This is a genomic window from Rhodococcus sp. MSC1_016 (genome assembly GCF_023667485.2).
GTDB lineage: Bacteria > Actinomycetota > Actinomycetes > Mycobacteriales > Mycobacteriaceae > Rhodococcus_F > Rhodococcus_F oxybenzonivorans.
On record NZ_JAMOZI020000001.1, the window covers coordinates 3,112,248 to 3,130,941 of the forward strand.

Sequence of the window (18,694 nt, forward strand, 5' to 3'; positions counted from 1 at the left end):
GCGAACCTTTGGCACGATGGGCGTTTGTGAGTACTCCCGCCGAAACGTCCGCCGACGACATGCAGCCGGCACCCTGGTGGTCCGAAGCGGTCTTCTACCAGATCTACCCGCGCTCGTTCGCCGACGCGAACGGTGACGGTGTCGGCGACCTCCGAGGTGTGCAGGAGAAACTGGGATACCTGGAACTGCTGGGTGTCGACGCCCTCTGGTTGAGCCCGGTGATGCGGTCACCCATGGCCGATCACGGTTACGACGTGTCCGATCCTCGCGACATCGATCCGCTGTTCGGCGACGTCGACGCCATGGACGACTTGATCGAAGCCGCGCACGCTCGCCAGATCAAAGTCACGATGGACCTGGTCCCCAATCACACCAGCATCGAGCACGAGTGGTTTCGAGCCGCCCTCCAGGCGTCGCCGGACAGCCCCGAACGGGACCGCTACATTTTCCGGGACGGCCGGGGACCGGATGGCTCCGAACCGCCGAACAACTGGCCGAGCATCTTCGGTGGTCCCGCATGGACGAGGATCACCGAGCCCGACGGCCGGCCCGGGCAGTGGTATCTGCACCTGTTCGCCGCGGAACAGCCCGACCTGAACTGGAACAACCCCGAGGTGTTCGAGGACCTCGAGAAGACGCTCCGATTCTGGCTCGATCGGGGCGTCGACGGTTTCCGCATCGACGTCGCCCACGGAATGGCCAAACCCGAGGGCTTGCCGGACCACGACTGGGACACCAACGCACTTCTGCAGAACGCCGATGACGACCCGCGGTTCAACCACCCGTCCGTCCATGACATCCACCGCGGGATACGCAAGATCCTGAACGAATACCCCGGCGCCATGGCGGTCGGGGAGATCTGGGTGCGCGACAACGTGCGCTTCGGTGAGTACATCCGCCCCGACGAGCTGAATCTCGGCTTCAATTTCCGCCTTGCCGAGGCCGAATTCTCGGCGGAATCCGTGCGCGAGGCCATCGAGAATTCCCTGGCAGCGGTCGAACAGGTGGGTGCCACGCCCACCTGGACGCTGTCCAATCATGACGTCGACCGGGAGGTCACCCGTTACGGCGGTGGTGTGATCGGCCTCGCCCGCGCCCGCGCCATGGCTCTGGTCGAACTGGCGCTGCCCGGCACCACGTTCATCTACAACGGCGCCGAGCTGGGGTTGCCCAACGTAGACCTTCCCGACGACGCCCTGCAGGACCCGGTGTGGGAGCGTTCCGGACACACCGAACGGGGTCGTGACGGGTGCCGAGTCCCGCTCCCCTGGGAGGGCACCGAACCGCCGTTCGGGTTCACCACCGGCGCGTCGACGTGGCTTCCAATGCCCGAGGACTGGTCGTCGCTCACGGCGGAGGCGCAGCTCGAGGATGTCACCTCCACTCTCTCCCTCTACCGCGCTGCGCTCGAACTGCGCGAGCTCCGCCCGGAGTTCTCCGGTCCCGGCGTCGACTGGTACGGGAGTCCCCCCGGCTGCTTCGCGTTCCGTCGTGGCGGTGGTCTCATCTGCGCGCTGAATGCCACCGATGCACCCATCTCGCTGCCGCCGGGCGAAGTACTTCTGAGCAGCGCGCCCCTCGTCGACGGGCAGCTGCCCCCTGACGCTGCTGCGTGGCTCATCTGACGCGCACCCCTGCCGTCGCGGCCGTCGTCGCCGCCTCGATCCTGTTCGGAACCACAGGGACCGCTCAGGCACTCGCCTCCCGTTCACTCGGGTTCGATCTCGACCCGCTGGCAGTCGGCTCTGCCCGGGTAGCCGCAGCCGGGGCTCTTCTCGCCGCCTTCGCGGCGCTACGGGGAGGCCTCGGATTCGAATGCGCACCCGGAGCCCGTCGGTACCTGCCGGCCGTGTGCGGCGGACTGGGTGTGGCCGCCTACCAACTCGGGTTCTTCAGTGGTGTGCAGAGCGCGGGGGTCGCGGCCGGGACGATGATCGCGCTCGGCTCCGGCCCCGCATTCACCGGCGCACTCCAATGGGCGGTCCATCGACACCGGCCCGGCCCGTTATGGGCGGTATCCACGGTGATCGCAGTGGCCGGAATGGCATTAATCGTGGCGGGGACCGGCGCAAACACCGACTCGTCCGACATGCTCGCCGGCGCAGTCCCCGCACTGATCGCGGGCCTCGGCTACGCCACCTACACGGTGGCGGGCTCGTCCCTGATGGAAGCTGGGGCAGGTCCCGAGGCCGCCATGGGACAGATGTTCGGGCTCGGCGGCTTGTTCTTGCTGCCCGTTCTGATCGCGACCTGGCCCGGCGGTCTCAACACGGCAGCGGGGGCCGCCGCGGCCGGCTATCTGGTGCTCGTTCCGACGGTGCTGGCCTACTTACTGTTCGCGGCCGGGCTGCGCCGTCTCCCGCCCGCCACGGTTGCCACGCTCACGCTCACCGAGCCCGTCGTCGCGGCGCTCCTGGGTACCGCGATACTCGGCGAGGAACTGACCGTCGTCGCGGGCATCGGGATGGCCTCGGTGGTCGCGTCACTTGCCGTCCTCGCGGTGAGCACACTGCGAACACCGTCAGGTGCTACCGGGTGACCGACAGCGGGATCGTCCCGCCGCGGTGACGGTAGACGGACCCGAACCGGGCATCCACCCGCAGCCACGACGCGGTGGCGCGGACCCGGACCAGCTCCGAGGCGTCGATGCGTTCGAGGTCGATGTCGGCAGTCAAGCGATCCGAGCCCGCGTGCGGAATGAATCCGAGTGCTGTGAGGGCGAACACCACCCGCATGGCCACACCCACCGTCTGCCCGGCACCGTGCACCTGCAGCACCTCTTGATCGAGCAGCGACGCGGGAGGACCCTGACTGCTTCCGTGCTCCTGCGCCAGGGCGGCTCCGCGTTGGGCGAGGTCGACCAGCACCCGCGCCGGGACGTCGTCGATGTGCACGAAACCCTCCGCGGGCGGCAGTGCGCCCCGCCACGCCGAGTCCATCGAGTATCCGGGGTCGATGTCACCCGCGTTCACCGATCGCAGTGCCGTCAGCAGCTGGTCACCGGCGGCGGACGTATCGTCCGGGGAGACGGACCCACCGACTGTGCGCACTGCGAGGACATCGAATCCTGTTGCCGCCCAAACGGTCAGCCGATTCGCGCCCCGTTGGCGCAGGCGGACCACCGCGGATTCGTCCAAACGGACGACGCGTGCGACGAACGTGGCGAGGTCACCCCGCTCCGTGGAATCCGGAATGGACAGGGTCCGCTCATACACGCTGCCAGCTCTCCAGATACTCGCGCTCGACGGCGGTGAGCCTGCGCAGCCGCTGCGTATCGATGTCGAAGGCCGCGATCTGCGTCGACGCCACGATCGACGCCGGCACCGATATGTCGACCCCCTTCGGGCGCACTTCGTACGCGATCGTGAAATCGACCGCCCGCACCTTCTGCACCCACATCAGGACGTCGAGTGGAGAGTCGCTGTGCCGAAGCTGCCCGCGATAACGAACGTGGAGGTCGGCGACGACGGCACCGTCGCGCAGCGTGACCGTCGGACGATCATTCTCGAACAGCCAGGGAATCCGCGCTTCCTCCAGCAAGGTGACCATGCGAGCGTGGTTGATGTGCTGAAAGACGTCCATGTCCGACCAACGAACTTCGACCTCCGCGTGAAAACCCTCGCTCAACGTCATACCTCCGATCGGGTGCCCACACCTCGCACCATGCTGCGTACCTGACGCGCCGCCACCGAGAGCGTCGCGAGGTCAAGGGTCCCAGACTCGAAAATTTCGGTGAGAGCGGACCTCGCCCGACCCAGTCGGGAGGCATTGGTCGATTCCCAGTCGTCGATCTTCTCGCGCGGACTTTCGTCCGGCTCGCCGCCGAGGAGCACCTCCATCGTGAGCTGCCGCAGCGAACTGTAGAGGTCGTCCCGCAACGCCAGCCGCGCCAGTGAATGCCACCGGTCACCGCGAGCCAGCGTGGAGACAGCGCTGAGCAGCCAGTCGATCCCGAGGTGGGCGTCGAGTTCGTAGTACAGCTCGGCCACCTCGTCGATATCCCGTTCGGCGATGTCCGACACGTCGCTGATGTCCAGGAGGCAGTACAGATCGAGTAGGCGGAATACCTCGAAGGCGATGTCCTCGGGCGCCCCGCGGAGAATCAGCGGCCGTACCCGGGTTTCGAGGTCCTCGACCTGATGGCCTTTGAGTAGGTGTGGGACTTTAGGGGACATCTTCCGGACATCGGTGGAGTAACGCGCGATCTCGGCTCCCACGGCCAGCGGCTGCGGCCGGTTGGTGAGGAACCACCGCGACGCACGATCGAGGACCCGCCCCGATTCGAGAATCAGATCGTCCTCGAGTGCGGCCGGCAGGTGTTCGGACCGGATGCGCGCCCACACATCGGGGAGGGCGAAGATTTCGGTGACTGCGGCGTAGGCACGAATGGCGTCGGTGCTGCTCGCTCCGGACTCGTCCGCCAACCGGTACGCGAAGGTGATGCCGCCGTTGTCGATGGTCTCGTTCGCGAGCATGGTCGCCACGATCTGCCGGCGCAGGGGGTGCGCCTTGATCGCTGTCCGGAAGCGCTCCCGCAGTATTTTCGGGAAGTAGCGCGGGAGGCGCGGCGCGAACGTGTCGCTGTCGGGCAGGTCGGTGGCGAGGAGATCATCCTTCAGCGCCAGCTTCACATGGGCGACGAGCGTGGCGAGTTCCGGCGACGTCAGACCCTGACCGGCCTGACGGCGGCGCGTGATCTCGGCGTCGGTGGGCAGCACCTCAATTTTCCGATCGAGTCCGCGCCGCTTCACCAGGTCGGCGATCTGCCGCCGGTGCACGGTGAGCATCGGTACCGCACTCGTCCGTGAGACACCGAGCAGGTTGTTCTGTGCGACGTTGTCGGCGAGGACGAGGTCGGCGACCTCGTCGGTCATCGAGGCCAGGAGCGGGTTGCGCTCCTCGGACGGCAACGCGCCACTGTTCACGAGGGAATCGAGCAGGATCTTGATGTTCACTTCGTGGTCGGAGCAATCGACCCCTGCCGAGTTGTCGATGGCGTCGGTGTTGATTCGTCCACCGTTCTGGCTGTATTCGATTCGTCCCAGAGCGGTCACCCCGAGGTTGCCACCCTCCCCCACGACTCGGGCACGCACCTCGTTGCCGTCGATCCGGACGGCGTCGTTGCTCTTGTCGCCGACCATCGCATTGGTTTCGCCCGACGCCTTGATGTATGTGCCGATACCGCCGTTCCACAACAGGTCGACCGGTGCCCGCAGGATCGCACGGACAAGTTCCGGCGGGGACAGTTCGGTGATCGTGTCGTCCAGCCCGAGAGCTGCGCGTGCCGGAGCGCTGATCGGAACCGATTTGCGAGTCCGGTCCCACACGCCCCCGCCGTCGCTGATCAGGCTGGTGTCGTAGTCGGCCCACGACGAACGAGGCAGAGCGAACAGGCGGGATCGCTCCCCAAAGGACCGCGCTGCATCGGGATCGGGGTCGAGGAAAACGTGGCGATGGTCGAATGCCGCGACCAGACGAATGTGCCGGCTCAGCAGCATTCCATTTCCGAAGACGTCACCGCTCATGTCCCCGACACCGACGACGGTGAAATCCTCGCGCGCCGTGTCCAACCCCACTTCCCGGAAATGCCGCTTCACGCTCTCCCACGCACCCCGCGCGGTGATGCCCATTTCCTTGTGGTCGTATCCCGCCGACCCACCGGAGGCGAAAGCGTCACCCAACCAGAATCCGTACTGCTGGGCAACGGAATTGGCGAGGTCCGAGAACTTGGCGGTGCCCTTGTCTGCGGCGACGACCAGATACCGGTCGTCACCGTCCCGGCGCACGACCCCGGGGGGCGGTACCACCTTGCCCGACGCCTGGTCGACATTGTCGGTGAGGTCCAACAGCCCGGAGATGAAGGTGCGGTACCTGTTCTGACCGGCCTCGAGCGCCTGCATCCGGTCGAGCGTCGCATCGCCCGTGGGAACCGGCGAATTCTTGACCACGAATCCGCCTTTCGCACCGACTGGCACGATCACGGCATTCTTCACGGCCTGCGCCTTCGCCAGGCCCAGGATCTCGGTGCGGAAATCCTCGCGTCGGTCCGACCAGCGAAGACCACCACGGGCTACCGGCCCGAATCGTAGGTGGACGCCCTCGACATCCGGTGAGTAGACGAAGATTTCGAACTTCGGGCGCGGCTTCGGCAACTCCAGAATTTTCGACGGATCGAGCTTGACGGACAGATACTCGCGTCGGTTGCCGGCCTCGTCCGTGACGAAGTAATTGGTACGCAAGGTGGCTTGGATCAGGCCGAAGAGGCCCCGCAAAATGCGGTCCGCGTCGAGGCTGACGACTCTGTCGATGAAGTGCCGCAGCCGCGTCTCGAGCTCGGACACCCGTTCGACGGAGGGAGTTTCGGGATCGAACATGGCCTCGAACAGTTCGACCAGGGTGCACGCCGAACGCGGATTGGCCAGTGCCACGCCCTCGATGTGAAACTGGCTGTAAGGAAACCCGGCCTGCCGCAGATATTTCGCGTACGCGCGCAAAATTGCCGCCTGCCGCCACGCCAACCCGGCCCGGAGGACCAGTTCGTTGAACCGGTCCGCCTCGGAACGTCCGAACCACACAGCGGTGAAAGCTTCGGTGAACCGTTCCTGCAGTTTCGGCGCCGAGCTCGCACCCTCGTCCGCCAACTCGGCGTCCAGGTCGTCCTCCACCGAATCGCGCAGCAACTCGGCCGGAACCGACAGCCCGAAATCATAAATCCAGCAACTGAAGCCGTCCGGCCGGGGAACCGCATAGGGCCGTTCGTCGAGTACCTCGACTCCCAGACTCTGCAGGACGGGAAGCACCTTGCTCAGCGAAATTCCCTCGCCCCCGACGTACAGCGTGAGACGCCAGTGACCGACCACGGCGTCGGGGTCACGGTAGAGATGAAGATCGATCGTGCCCTCGTCCAGCGATTCGAGTCGCACCAGGTCGTCCAGAGCACGCGCGGGGTCGAAGTCTTCCTTGTACCCCTCGGGCAGAGCGTCCGCATAACGTTGCACCAGAACCGAATCCGCCCCGGGTGTGACCGCGACGAGATCACCGAGATGATCGTCCCAGCTGCGGCTCGCCTCGGACAGCATCGCCTGGATGCGCTCACGATCGACGTCCGACAGAGCCAGTCTGGTGCCCATCTCCTCAGCAGTCCTGCGGATGGTGACGTGCAACAGTGCAAGGTCGAGTTCCGTGACCCGTGCGGTGTACTCGAGTGTGCCCCCTCCCAGTTCCCGTAGGAGAATGTTCTGCATCGCGATCCGCACGCGCGTCGTGTATCGGTCCCGGGGAAGGTAGATCAGGCAGGAGACGAACCTGCCCAGAAAGTCCTCCCGCACGAACAGACGGAGCTGCCTGCGCAACCCGATGCTGTGCACGGCCGTGACGGTGTCGAACAACGTGTCGGCGTCGCTGGAGAACAGTTCCGCCCGCGGGAACGATTGGATGACCTCGAGCATGGCCTGCCCGGAGTACGAGTTCAGCTGAAAGCCTGCCCGATCGATCACTGCACGCACGCGGCGGGCGATGACCGGGATGTCGAGGACGTTCTCGTGCAGTGCGGTGACCGTGAAGACACCGAGGAACCGGTGCTCGCCCACGATGGTGCCGTTCGAGTCGAGAATGCTGACCCCGACATAGAACGGGTACACCGAACGGTGCACGGTGGCCGGAAACGACCCCTGGGTCAGAACCAGCAGCGGGCGGTCTGGAATCTCCGCCGCCGGGGGCAGGCCGAACTGTCCGTCGGTGACGGTGTCGGACCGCAGCAGTCCGAGTCCGCTACCCGGGACGACCTCGAGTTTCCGCTGTCCTGACGAGTCGGGCTCGCCCAGTTCGAATCGGCGGTACCCCAGCGCTGCGTAATTGCCCTGCGACATCCACCGAAGGAGGTCGGCGCAGTCTTCCAGGTCTTCTTTCGTCGCACCCGGCCTCGGCGCCGACGCCTCGAGTTGGTCGGCCAGGTTCCGCTGGAGAGTCCGCATGGCGTCGGTGTCCCGGACCACCTGGCGAACATCCGACAGGACGTTCCCGACTTCCGTCTCCAGCCTGTCCAGGACGGTGGCTTCTGCGCGCGGGTCGAGTTGAACGTGAATCCAGGACTCGGTGAGGCGATGCTCGGTGGTGTCAGTGTCCTTGTCGCCGAGCAGGATTCCGCGCAGCGCGCCGATGGGATCGCGGTGTACCGAGATGATGGGGTGGACGAATTCGCTGATGCCGATACCGAGTCGGTTGAGCAGCCCGGTGATCGACTCCACCAGCAACGGCATGTCGTCGTTGACGATCTGCAGGGATGCGCCGAGGTGGTGGCCGTCTCCGGGGCGATACACCCGGGTGACGGCCCGCTCCGGCGGGCGTTGCAGTGCCAGTGTCAGGTGGGCGGCGAGCACGGCGTCGGAGGCACCGTTGACCGCGCTTTCACTGTCGCCACGATCGACATGCCGAAAGTACGTGGCAGCGAGGGCCGGCACCTGAGATCTCAGCGCCTCGGGCAGGTTCCGGGCCCACTCCGCATCCCTCAGCGCTGCCGATTCCGTCATCGGTGACCACATCCTCTTCGTCCGATCGCCGCGGGCAGTACTCCTCGAGACTATCCCGCGGCGGTCGGAACGGAGGGTGAACTTCAGGCCGCCGCGTACCCCGCTGGTCAGCCGGTACTGACCGGTGCGAGGTAACGCCCCAGCCCGGCACGTTCGGCGTCGGACAGCGGGCGTGAGCGTTCGGTCTTGACGTCGAAGGCCACCAGCAGGGCGTCACCCGTCCCGCACACTGCCCCGGATCGGTCGGTGACGACATGCCGAATCGTGTACGACGAGGTGCCCACGTGCTGCACTGTCACGTCGACCTTCAACGGACCGGAGTCGTCGGTGATGATGCGCAGGAACTCGACGTCCATCTTGCGCACCACCATCGCACCGGGACGTGCACCGGCAGCAGCCAATTCCGTCGTCAGGAAATGGATTCGCGCTTCCTGCATGTACTCGACGAATCGGGTGTTGTTGACGTGCCCGAGTCTGTCGGAGTCGCCCCACCGCACCTGCACTTCGTAGGTGAAGACTGCCGGCTCTCCCACGTCAGTCCCGGGTGAGCTTGCGGTGCGTGACACGGTGCGGACGTGCCGCGTCCGGTCCGAGGCGTTCGACCTTGTTCTCCTCGTAGCCCTCGAAGTTGCCCTCGTACCAGTACCAGGCAGCCTCGTTGTCACCGAAGCCGCCTTCCCACGCGAGGATGTGGGTGCAGGTCCGGTCGAGGAACCACCGGTCGTGGGAGATCACGACGGCGCAGCCGGGGAACTGTTCGAGCGCGTTCTCCAGCGAGCCGAGCGTCTCGACGTCGAGGTCGTTGGTCGGCTCGTCGAGAAGGATCAAGTTGCCACCCTGCTTGAGGGTCATTGCCAGGTTCAACCGGTTCCGCTCACCACCGGAAAGCACACCGGCAGGTTTCTGCTGGTCATGTCCCTTGAAGCCGAATGAGCTGATGTACGCGCGGGACGGCATTTCGGTCTGTCCGACGACGATGTGATCGAGACCGTCCGACACGACCTCCCACACCGTCTTGTCGGGGTCGATCCCGGTGCGGTTCTGGTCTACGTAGCTGAGCTTGACGGTCTGACCGATCTTCACCTCACCGGCATCCGGTTCCTCGAGACCGACGATGGTCTTGAACAGTGTGGTCTTACCGACACCGTTGGGACCGATGACGCCGACGATTCCGTTCCGCGGAAGTGTGAAGGACAGATCTTTGATCAGCACACGGCCGTCGAAACCCTTGTCGAGGTTCGATACCTCGACCACCACGTCACCGAGGCGCGGCGGCGCCGGAATCTGGATTTCATCGAAGTCCAGCTTGCGGGTCTTCTCCGCCTCGTTCGCCATCTCCTCGTACCGGTCGAGGCGAGCCTTGTTCTTGGCCTGGCGGGCCTTCGCTCCGGAGCGGACCCAAGCCAACTCCTCCTTCAGTCGCTTCTGTAGCTTCTGATCCTTCTTGCCCTGAACCTCGAGCCGCGCTGCCTTCTGCTCCAGGTAGGTGGAGTAGTTGCCCTCGTACGGGTACAGGCGGCCGCGGTCGACCTCACAGATCCACTGCGCGACGTGGTCGAGGAAGTACCGGTCGTGGGTGACGGCCAGGATGGCGCCGGGGTAGGCCGCCAAGTGCTGTTCGAGCCACAGGACGCTCTCCGCGTCGAGGTGGTTGGTGGGCTCGTCGAGCAGCAGCAGGTCGGGCTTGCTGAGCAGCAGCTTGCAGAGCGCGACGCGGCGCTTCTCACCACCGGAGAGGTGCGTGACCATCTCCTCCGGCGGCGGACAACGCAAAGCGTCCATGGCCTGCTCGAGCTGGGAGTCGATCTCCCATGCATCGGCATGGTCGAGCTTTTCCTGAAGGTTGCCCATCTCCTCCATCAGCTCGTCGGAGTAGTCGGTTGCCATCAGCTCGGCGATCTCGTTGTACCGCTTGAGCTGGACCATGGTCTCGCCCATGCCCTCCTCGACGTTCTCGCGAACAGTCTTGGATTCGTCGAGCTTGGGCTCCTGCATCAGGATTCCGACGGAGGCACCGGGAGCCAGGAATGCCTCACCGTTGCCCGGCTGATCCAGCCCCGCCATGATCTTGAGGATGCTGGACTTACCCGCGCCGTTCGGGCCGACCACACCGATCTTGGCGCCGGGGTAAAAGCTCATCGTGACGTCATCGAGGATGACCTTGTCACCGTGCGCCTTGCGCACCTTCTTCATCGTGTAAATGAACTCAGCCATGTGGCCAGCCTAATGGTGTAGGGCGTCGAACCCACATTTGCGGATCGTGGGAAGAGGTGAACGGATGCTTTCCGGCTCGCCCGGGCACCCGGCTGCGCGGGTGCCCGGCGCCGCATCAGGCGACGAGCGTCTCTGCGGCTGCCTGTTCTGTGGAGACCGAATCCGTGGAGGCAGATTCCGTGGAAGAAGTTTCCATTGCTTCCACAGGCGCAACGGTCCGGGGTTCCCGGTCGACGACGGCTGTGCACCGCGCAAGATCGGGTCCGACCGCGGTGGCGCTCAACTCGAGGTCGGTCCGTGCGACGCCGTCTCGCGTCGTGTATTCGTTGGTCCGCAGTTCACCGGTGACGATCACCGGATCCCCTTTCGCCAGCGACTGCACCACGCCGGACATCAGCCGGCGCCGGCAGGTGACCGTGAGGTACAGCGTGCTGCCGTCGCGCCACTCCCCCGTCGTGTAGTCGCGGCGGCGTACCGTGCTTGCCATCCGGAAGGCGAGAAACTCCTCGCCGGCGGATCCGGATCGTGTGACCGGTGTAGTGATGACCGTGCCGACCACCGTGCCGTGTGTCTCGTACATCGCGCTCCTCCTGTGTCGTTCTGCAATTGCCGTTGGACACAGCCTGCCTCTCTGGAACCGCGCAATCGTCGCCCGCGACAATCTGTGGAGAAACGGGCCGGGTGTGAATAACCGACCGAAAACCGGGAATGACCAGCCCGTCGTGTCGGGGATGCGTGCTAGCGGTCAGAGTCCAGCCTCGCGGTCGCGTTTCGCGAGCTCAGCGAACATGGCGTTGTGGGCGGCGAGGTCCGCGTCGTCGTCCCGGTCGGCCGCCCGGTCCACGCGTCGCGCGGTGCGGTCGTCGCTGCGCGACCACTGGATGAGGAGCGCCATCATGACGAGCACCAGAGGAATTTCGCCCGTGGCCCAAGCAATGCTGCCGCCCAGTTTCTGGTCCCCCACCAGGTCCGAGTTCCAGCCGAGGCCCAGCGAACGGTAGTACCACTCGCCCATGACGGCGCCCATGCTCATCAGCGCGACCCCGAAGAAGGCGTGAAACGGCAGCGACCCGAACACCATCGCGAGTTTCGTCACGGGCTGCAGCTGGCGCGGGGAGGGGTCGACACCGATCGCCACCCAGTAGAAGAGGTACCCGCTGAGCAGGAAGTGCAGGTTCATCAAGAGGTGGGCGGAGTGTGAGTCGACGGTGGCGCCGAAGATTCCGCCGAGGTACAGCGCATAGAAGCCGCCGACGAACAGAGCCGCCGCGACGAGGGGGTGAGTGATGAATTGCGAGAACCGGCTGTGCAGCGCGGCCAGGATCCATTCCCGTAGCCCCGGCACACCGTCCTTGCCCGCCGGATCGAGTGCTCGCAGCGCGAGAGTGATCGGAGCCCCGAGAACGAGGAGAACCGGGGCCAGCATGGACAGCGCCATGTGCGCACCCATGTGCACGCTGAACACCGCGGGTGCGTAGCGCCCCACCCCGGACGACGTGGCCAGGAGAAGCACAGCGCATCCGCACATCCAGGCGAGCGTCCGGCCGAGCGGCCAGCTGTCACCGCGGCGGTGGAGCTTGCGCAAACCGAGTACATAGACGAGGGCGAGCACCAGTGCAGCGGTGCCGTAGAGCAGATCGAACCGCCAGTCCAACATCAGTCGGGCGAACGTCGGCGGTCCGGAGAGGTTGTAACCGAGTTCGACCTCGGTGAGAGTCGGTGCTCTAGTCGGTGCAGGCGGGGGCGTCCGACCCAATCCGACAGCGAGACCGATCGTCGCGGCGAAGACAATGGCTTCCGCGCCCGCGAACCTGATGAGGTTGCCGCGGTTCGAGGGGTCTTTCTGCAGTGCGGGCAGAGCCCGGCGGCGTTGCGCCCAGCCGAACCCGCCGAGGAGGACGAGCGCGACCGTCTTGGCCACCACCAGGCGCCCGTAGGTGGTGTCGACGAGGTCGCCGATGGGCACACGCACTAGGGCGTTGATCACGCCGCTGGCTGCCATCACGGCGAAACACACGGTTGCCACCGAGGAGAAACGCCTCGCCGCGACATCGGTGTGGGCGCCTCGCCGACGGGCGTGCGCGAGCAGGGCGAACAGCCCGCCTGCCCACAGCGATGCCGCAACCAGGTGCAGGATCAGGCTGTTGGTAGCCAGGTCGTGGGAGCCGCCGGAGGACGAGTGCCCCGTCAGTGCCAGCGGCATCAACCCCAAGATGCCTGCGACGAGCAGGATCGGCGTCCACCACCATCGCAGCACCAACCGGGACACGATCGCGAGGACGATCGCGATGATCGCCGTCCAGCGCCACGCCCCGGCCAGTTCCACCTGGTCGATCGCGGCGAACATGTTGCTCGGCTTCACCGCTTCCGTGAACGGTTGCCCGGAGGTGTCCGACAGCGTCAGTGGAACGAGGACCAGCGCGGACGCCGCCCACACGATGGCGCCATAAGACGCCGTCCGGACCGCACGGTAGCCGTCCACGTCCAGTACCCCCGACTTCTGCGGCGGTACGAAGAAGGCGGCGAGCAGGAGTGATCCGATGGTGACGACGGCCGCGATCTCCGACACCGCCCGCAACGCAGGCAGCCCATAGGTGGTGACCGGTCCCGGATCCGGGATACCGAGCAGCACGAGGGCCTGAGCGGCAGACAAGCCGACGACGAGTGCAGCGACCAGCCCGGCAATGAGTCCCGCCACGACGAACAGGGCCGTGGAATCGGCCCGAGCCGGACTGTTGGACGTCGAGTCGGAGGCCGTGAGCTGGGGTGTAGCCATACCTCCAGGGTAGGACCTACGACGCCGTGTCGGAGACCGAGGGTCGGCGGATGCTCCGCTACCGTCGGCGGAAGCCCCTTCCGCGGAGTCGAGGAGACAGTATGGCCGCGCTTCTGATCATTCTGGTGGCGTTGTTCTTCGCAGGGATGGGCCTCTACGGCCTGGTCACGCCTGCCCGTCTCGTGGCGCCGTTCGGGTTGACCGCCGACTCGCCGACCGCCCGCGCCGAGGTTCGTGCGGTGTACGGCGGATTCGGCGTCGCGGTGGCTGCGTTGCTCGGATTCGCCGCGTTCGACGTCGAGGGCATCAGATCGGTGGCCGCCGTCGTGGTGGCCGTGGCTCTCGTCGGCATGGCCGCGGGGCGCATCGTCGCCGGGCTCGTCGATCGACCCCAGCGTTTCTACCCCGTCTGGTTCTACTTTGTCGTGGAGCTCGTTCTGGCCGGGATGCTGGTATGGGCTGCTGCCATCAGCTGACGACACGAGCTGTGCAGCCGTCCTCGAGCGGCGTCCGGGCAACAGGTAATATTTCGACCGCGCCTCCGTAGCTCAGGGGATAGAGCAAGAGCCTTCTAATCTCTTGGTCGCAGGTTCGAATCCTGCCGGGGGCACATTAGGCACAAGTGCGCCACCGCATAGGCACACATCCGGTTTCCCGCCGTCGCGGGAACCGGATGTGGCCTGTGCACCGAGCACGATCGAACCCACGATCCGCGGCGTTTCCGTCCGCATCGCGCTGCGCAGCAGGCGCGCGACGCCGTAGGAACAGGCGCGAGTCGATGTCTCTGTTCCCCCGAAAGGGCCGCAGGCGCCCGGTAGGTATTTCATCCCGCTTCCGAACCCAGCCCCTGATACTCGCGCGTAGCAAACAGACCGTCTAGTCTGTTGTCGCACCGTCCCACCCGACAGGACGGATGCTCGGGAACCCGTCACCTGCCTCCGCGAGTGGCGGGTTTCCTTATTTCGCGTCCTACCCAACGACCTGGGCCGCGAGCTGCGGATACAGGCCCTCGAGTTCCCCGGCGAGTGCCGCCTTCACAGTACGGCTGACATCGTCGGCCAGCACCTCCGTGGCGCCCGACTCCACGCCGTCGAACGCCAACCGGGCAACCTCGGGTGCCGAGATCTTGGGGACGTCGAGGCCCGCGGTCATGTCGGTGTCCATGTACGCCAGATGCAGCCCGACCACCTGAATGTTCCGTTCCGCGAGCTCCAGGCGCATCGCGTTGGTGGCACTCCACATCGCCGCCTTGGAGACGCTGTACGACCCACCCACCGCCAGCCACGACAGCACCGAGTGGACGTTGAGCACCGCACCACCACCGTTGGCGGCGATGATGGGGGCGAGCGCCCTGGTCACATTCAGGGGGCCGAAGAGGTTGGTTTCGAGTTCGCGGCGCATCTTGCCGAGGTCACCGGTGAGTAGTGACTCGCCGAGATAAATTCCGGCATTGTTGATCAGCACACCAATGTCGCCCACGTATTGCGCTGCAGCGTAGACGGATTCGGGATCGGTCACATCCAGGGTCACCGGTACCACCTGGGGGTGGTCGACGATCGTCGACACGTCGCGTGCCGCCGCGTAGACAGTTCGCGCCCCGCGCGAGAGGGCCTCAGTGACGAAAGCGCGGCCGAGGCCGCGATTGGCCCCGGTGACGAGGACAGATCGGTCGTGAATCTTGGTCATGAAGACCCCTTCGAGTAAGTCTGGATATCCAACTGACTGTGTCCGGTCAGCGTATTCGCCATGAGTTGGAAAACACAACCCTCTATGATGGAGACATGAACGAGGGTCGAGCCGATCGAACGACGCCGAAGATGGCCATGGACCGCATGCCGCTGGCGCCGCGCCCCTGCGCGATCGCCGCCACCATGGAACTCATCGGCGACCGTTGGTCCATGCTCGTCATTCGCGAGCTGAGCTACGAAGTGCATCGCTTCGACAAAATCGCCGGCTACATCGGCGTCTCGCGTGACATCCTCACCGCACGCCTTCGCAAGCTGGAAGAGGTAGGCGTCATCGAACGCCGGCAGTATTCCGAGCGGCCTCCCAGGTTCGAGTACCACCTGACCCGGGCCGGGGAGGAGCTTCGGCCGCTCCTGCTGTCGCTGTTCGAGTGGGGTAGCAAGTGGGCGGTGGAGGAGCCGGCCTCCGAGCTACTGCACGACTGCGGACATGTGCTCGAACTCGAACATCGCTGCCGGCATTGCGGCGGCGAGGTCGACCAAGCCGCCGTCGCGATGCGGGCTCGTTCACACAGCCGAACCACCTGATCCCGGCGCCGGCACCTGCACTTTCTCACCGACGTCTATAGTTCGCCTAAATGTAAGGTAAAGAAAGCCTCACAGCGGCAGATGGGTGGATGTGGGTGTCAACGCGCGACCGAGTAGCCGAAATCTATGAACAGGTCCGCCTACGCAATGCGGGCGAACCGGAGTTCCATCAGGCGGCGGCAGAAGTGTTCGAGTCGCTTCAGATCGTTCTCGACCATCACCCGCACTACGCGGATTCCGGGCTGATCGAGCGCCTGTGCGAGCCCGAACGACAAATCATCTTCCGAGTGCCCTGGGTGGACGACGCCGGAAGTGTGCACGTCAATCGCGGATTTCGGGTGCAGTACAACAGTGTGCTCGGCCCCTACAAGGGCGGTCTCCGCTTCCACCCGAGCGTGAATCTCGGAATCGTGAAGTTCCTCGGTTTCGAGCAAATCTTCAAGAACGCACTCACCGGACTCCCGATCGGCGGTGGCAAAGGGGGTTCCGACTTCGACCCCAAGGGCCGTTCGGACGCCGAGATCATGCGTTTCTGCCAGTCCTTCATGACCGAACTGCACCGCCACATCGGCGAGTACGTCGACGTCCCTGCCGGTGACATCGGTGTCGGTGGACGCGAGATCGGCTATCTGTTCGGTCAGTACAAACGCCTCACCAACTCCTACGAGTCGGGTGTCCTCACCGGCAAAGGCCTCACCTGGGGCGGTTCACAGGTGCGGCGCGAGGCCACCGGTTACGGAGTGGCCTACTTCGTCGCCGAGATGTTGCACGCAGCACGCACCTCGTTGGACGGGAAGACGGTGGTGATCTCCGGCTCCGGAAACGTCGCCATCCATGCCATCGAGAAGATCCACCAGCTCGGCGGCGTCGCGGTTGCGTGCTCGGATTCGTCGGGATATGTCGTCGACGAGAAGGGCCTCGACGTCGACCTCCTGAAGGAGATCAAGGAAGTGCGGCGCGGGCGCATCGGCGAATACGCCGATACCGTGCCGCACGCGAGATTCGTTCCGAACGGATCGATCTGGGACGTCCGATGTGATGTCGCACTTCCCTGCGCCACCCAGAACGAACTCGACGAAGCAGCTGCCAAGACTTTGGTGGCCAATGGCGTCGAGGCCGTCGCCGAAGGCGCGAACATGCCGACTACCCCTCAGGGAGTACAGGTGTTTCGCGACGCCGGCGTGGCCTTCGCACCAGGCAAGGCCGCCAACGCCGGCGGTGTCGCAACGTCGGCACTCGAGATGCAGCAGAACGCGTCCCGCGACTCGTGGAGCTTCGAGTACACCGACGAGCGACTGGCCGGGATCATGCGCGGCATCCACGACCGCACCGTCGCCACCGCCGACGAGTACGGGATGCCCGGCGATTACGTCCACGGCGCGAACATCGCCGGCTTCGTCAAGGTGGCCGACGCAATGATCTCACTCGGCGTCATCTGACCGAGCGGTCCCGAGACGACAGGAGGGCACGGCCGCATCGGCCGTGCCCTCCTGTCTCGTCATCAGTCGATCGGCTTGTCGTCCAAGCCTTCGTCCTCGCGGGCCTTCTTCGCGGCCTCCCGCATCTCGATTCCGTCCGACACCCAGTCACCGATCTCCCGGGTGACGTCGCGAACCGCGCCGGCGATGATGGTCGCGATGTGTCCCACGTGCGTGGCCGCGGATTCCGTCAGTTCCTGCACGGTGTCCTTGCGCCGTTCGAACTTCCCCACCATGTGTTTCGCCTCTCAGGCTGCAGTCTTCTGCCGCTCGACGATAACACCGGGAGGGGTGTCGGACGAGAGGAGGCCGGGCGGGAGCGCCAGCTTGAAGATCTTCCCCCACACGGAGCCGATCTGCTTGAAGAAGCCACCGGTGTTGTAGGGAAGTCCGTGCTTCTCACACAGCGCCCTTACCTGGGGGGCGAGCTCCGGGTAGCGGTGGGCCGGCAGGTCCGGGAACAGGTGATGCTCGATCTGGTGAGAGAGGTTGCCCGACATGATGTGGAACAGCGGACTGCCCTCGATGTTGGCGCTGCCGAGCATCTGCCGCACGTACCACTCGCCGCGAGTCTCCTCCGCGGTCTCGTCCTCGGTGAAACTCTGGACACCGCTGGGGAAGTGGCCGCAGAAGATGATCGAGTACGCCCACACGTTGCGGATCAGGTTGGCGGTGACGTTGCCGAGCAGCGTGGGAATGAACAACGGTCCGGTCAGTGCAGGGAAGATCGCGTAGTCCTTGAGCACCTGGCGCCCGGCCTTGTTCCACCACCCTTTGAGTAGCGGCTTGACGTCGTGCCACTTCCTCTTGCCCTGAATGACGTTCTCGGCCTCGAGGTCGTGCAACATGACGCCCCACTCGAACAGCATCATCAACAGGAAGGCGTAGACGGGGTTGCCGAGGTAGTACGGATTCCACTTCTGGGCCTCGTCGATCCGCAAGATGCCGTAACCGATGTCCCGGTCGCGCCCCAGGATGTTCGTGTACGTGTGATGCATGTAGTTGTGGGAGTGCTTCCACTGGTCGGCCGGGCACACGGTGTCCCATTCGAAGACCCGCGAGTTCAGTCCCGGTTCACGCATCCAGTCGTACTGGCCGTGCATGACGTTGTGGCCGATTTCCATGTTGTCGAGGATCTTCGAGATCCCCAGGGCACCGACGCCCGCGATCCAGGCGGGCGGAAAGAATCCGAGGTACATCAGCCCGCGGCCGGCGACCTCGAAGCCCCTCTGGGCCTTGATGATCTTGTAGATGTACTCGCGGTCCTCCGCGCCGAGATCGGCAACGGTGCGATCACGAAGTGCGTCGAGTTCCCGGCCGATTTCCTCGACCTGGTCGTGCGTGAGCACAACGGGGGCTGTCGAACGTGTGTCGTCCGAGCCGTCGACGAACGGCAGGAACGAAAGTGAGAGTCCAAACATGTCG

Annotated in this window: 15 protein-coding genes and 1 tRNA gene; 6 read left to right on the top strand and 10 right to left on the bottom strand. The window is 65.2% G+C overall.

Features of this window, described 5'->3' with window-relative positions; genetic code table 11:
- Positions 1-26: 26 nt before the first annotated feature.
- Both L1080_RS14375 and L1080_RS14380 read left to right on the top strand, forming a co-directional pair.
- On the top strand, positions 27-1,625 hold the full coding sequence (locus L1080_RS14375) for a glycoside hydrolase family 13 protein (RefSeq protein WP_250771292.1): 1,599 nt from the start codon (positions 27-29) through the stop codon (positions 1,623-1,625).
- On the top strand, positions 1,613-2,539 hold the full coding sequence (locus tag L1080_RS14380; protein ID WP_250771289.1) for an EamA family transporter: 927 nt from the start codon (positions 1,613-1,615) through the stop codon (positions 2,537-2,539). Before L1080_RS14375 ends, L1080_RS14380 begins: the two co-directional genes overlap by 13 nt.
- Here L1080_RS14380 and L1080_RS14385 read toward each other — a convergent pair.
- The 7 genes from L1080_RS14385 to L1080_RS14415 form a co-directional block, all read right to left on the bottom strand.
- Complete coding sequence (locus tag L1080_RS14385) at positions 2,529-3,215, bottom strand: hypothetical protein (protein WP_250771284.1); 687 nt, start codon at positions 3,213-3,215, stop codon at positions 2,529-2,531. The two genes, L1080_RS14380 and L1080_RS14385, sit on opposite strands and share 11 nt — an antisense overlap.
- Positions 3,208-3,633: an acyl-CoA thioesterase gene (locus L1080_RS14390; protein ID WP_159921304.1), complete on the bottom strand. Its 426-nt coding sequence runs from the start codon at positions 3,631-3,633 to the stop codon at positions 3,208-3,210. The genes L1080_RS14385 and L1080_RS14390 overlap by 8 nt, the downstream gene beginning before the upstream one ends.
- Positions 3,630-8,528 (bottom strand): NAD-glutamate dehydrogenase, encoded by a 4,899-nt coding sequence (locus tag L1080_RS14395; protein ID WP_250771280.1) that lies wholly within the window; start codon positions 8,526-8,528, stop codon positions 3,630-3,632. Before L1080_RS14395 ends, L1080_RS14390 begins: the two co-directional genes overlap by 4 nt.
- A gap of 107 nt (positions 8,529-8,635) precedes the next feature.
- Positions 8,636-9,061 carry an acyl-CoA thioesterase gene (locus L1080_RS14400; protein ID WP_109328819.1) on the bottom strand — a complete coding sequence of 142 codons (426 nt, stop codon included), beginning with the start codon at positions 9,059-9,061 and terminating at the stop codon, positions 8,636-8,638.
- 1 nt (position 9,062) lies between these two features.
- Positions 9,063-10,742: an energy-dependent translational throttle protein EttA gene (gene ettA, locus L1080_RS14405; RefSeq protein ID WP_109328817.1), complete on the bottom strand. Its 1,680-nt coding sequence runs from the start codon at positions 10,740-10,742 to the stop codon at positions 9,063-9,065.
- Between the two features lie 115 nt (positions 10,743-10,857).
- On the bottom strand, positions 10,858-11,322 hold the full coding sequence (locus L1080_RS14410) for a single-stranded DNA-binding protein (RefSeq protein ID WP_250771277.1): 465 nt from the start codon (positions 11,320-11,322) through the stop codon (positions 10,858-10,860).
- A 165-nt stretch (positions 11,323-11,487) separates the two neighbouring features.
- Complete coding sequence (locus L1080_RS14415) at positions 11,488-13,518, bottom strand: cytochrome c oxidase assembly protein (protein WP_250771274.1); 2,031 nt, start codon at positions 13,516-13,518, stop codon at positions 11,488-11,490.
- 101 nt (positions 13,519-13,619) lie between these two features.
- Between L1080_RS14415 and L1080_RS14420 the strand changes: the two genes are divergently transcribed.
- Together L1080_RS14420 and L1080_RS14425 are read left to right on the top strand one after the other, a co-directional pair.
- Positions 13,620-13,994 carry a DUF4345 family protein gene (locus L1080_RS14420; RefSeq protein WP_159921296.1) on the top strand — a complete coding sequence of 125 codons (375 nt, stop codon included), beginning with the start codon at positions 13,620-13,622 and terminating at the stop codon, positions 13,992-13,994.
- A gap of 61 nt (positions 13,995-14,055) precedes the next feature.
- Positions 14,056-14,128, top strand: a tRNA-Arg gene (locus L1080_RS14425).
- Between the two features lie 359 nt (positions 14,129-14,487).
- On the opposite strand, the gene L1080_RS14430 is transcribed toward L1080_RS14425, so the two are convergent.
- Positions 14,488-15,204, bottom strand: a complete 717-nt coding sequence (locus L1080_RS14430; RefSeq protein WP_250771271.1) for an SDR family oxidoreductase — start codon at positions 15,202-15,204, stop codon at positions 14,488-14,490.
- A 95-nt stretch (positions 15,205-15,299) separates the two neighbouring features.
- Here L1080_RS14430 and L1080_RS14435 point away from each other — a divergent pair, with 95 nt between their 5' ends.
- Both L1080_RS14435 and gdhA read left to right on the top strand, forming a co-directional pair.
- Positions 15,300-15,791, top strand: a complete 492-nt coding sequence (locus tag L1080_RS14435; RefSeq protein ID WP_159921292.1) for a winged helix-turn-helix transcriptional regulator — start codon at positions 15,300-15,302, stop codon at positions 15,789-15,791.
- Positions 15,792-15,886: 95 nt separating this feature from the next.
- Entirely contained in the window at positions 15,887-17,230 is a 1,344-nt protein-coding gene (gdhA, locus tag L1080_RS14440; protein ID WP_159921290.1) for an NADP-specific glutamate dehydrogenase, read from the top strand.
- A 62-nt stretch (positions 17,231-17,292) separates the two neighbouring features.
- Here gdhA and L1080_RS14445 read toward each other — a convergent pair whose 3' ends face one another.
- A complete protein-coding gene (locus tag L1080_RS14445; RefSeq protein WP_109328805.1) occupies positions 17,293-17,505 on the bottom strand; it encodes a hypothetical protein in 213 nt (70 codons plus the stop codon).
- A gap of 12 nt (positions 17,506-17,517) precedes the next feature.
- Positions 17,518-18,690 (bottom strand): fatty acid desaturase family protein, encoded by a 1,173-nt coding sequence (locus L1080_RS14450; RefSeq protein WP_250771268.1) that lies wholly within the window; start codon positions 18,688-18,690, stop codon positions 17,518-17,520.
- Positions 18,691-18,694 lie beyond the last annotated feature (4 nt).

Excerpts from the sequence above, each read along its gene's own strand:
- L1080_RS14390 (WP_159921304.1), bottom strand. The coding sequence starts at position 3,633 with ATGACGTTGAGCGAGGGTTTTCACGCGGAGGTCGAAGTTCGTTGGTCG.
- L1080_RS14395 (WP_250771280.1), bottom strand. The coding sequence starts at position 8,528 with ATGACGGAATCGGCAGCGCTGAGGGATGCGGAGTGGGCCCGGAACCTG.
- ettA (WP_109328817.1), bottom strand. The coding sequence starts at position 10,742 with ATGGCTGAGTTCATTTACACGATGAAGAAGGTGCGCAAGGCGCACGGT.
- L1080_RS14410 (WP_250771277.1), bottom strand. The coding sequence starts at position 11,322 with ATGTACGAGACACACGGCACGGTGGTCGGCACGGTCATCACTACACCG.
- L1080_RS14415 (WP_250771274.1), bottom strand. The coding sequence starts at position 13,518 with ATGGCTACACCCCAGCTCACGGCCTCCGACTCGACGTCCAACAGTCCG.
- L1080_RS14420 (WP_159921296.1), top strand. The coding sequence starts at position 13,620 with ATGGCCGCGCTTCTGATCATTCTGGTGGCGTTGTTCTTCGCAGGGATG.
- L1080_RS14430 (WP_250771271.1), bottom strand. The coding sequence starts at position 15,204 with ATGACCAAGATTCACGACCGATCTGTCCTCGTCACCGGGGCCAATCGC.
- L1080_RS14435 (WP_159921292.1), top strand. The coding sequence starts at position 15,300 with ATGAACGAGGGTCGAGCCGATCGAACGACGCCGAAGATGGCCATGGAC.
- L1080_RS14445 (WP_109328805.1), bottom strand. The coding sequence starts at position 17,505 with ATGGTGGGGAAGTTCGAACGGCGCAAGGACACCGTGCAGGAACTGACG.
- L1080_RS14450 (WP_250771268.1), bottom strand. The coding sequence starts at position 18,690 with ATGTTTGGACTCTCACTTTCGTTCCTGCCGTTCGTCGACGGCTCGGAC.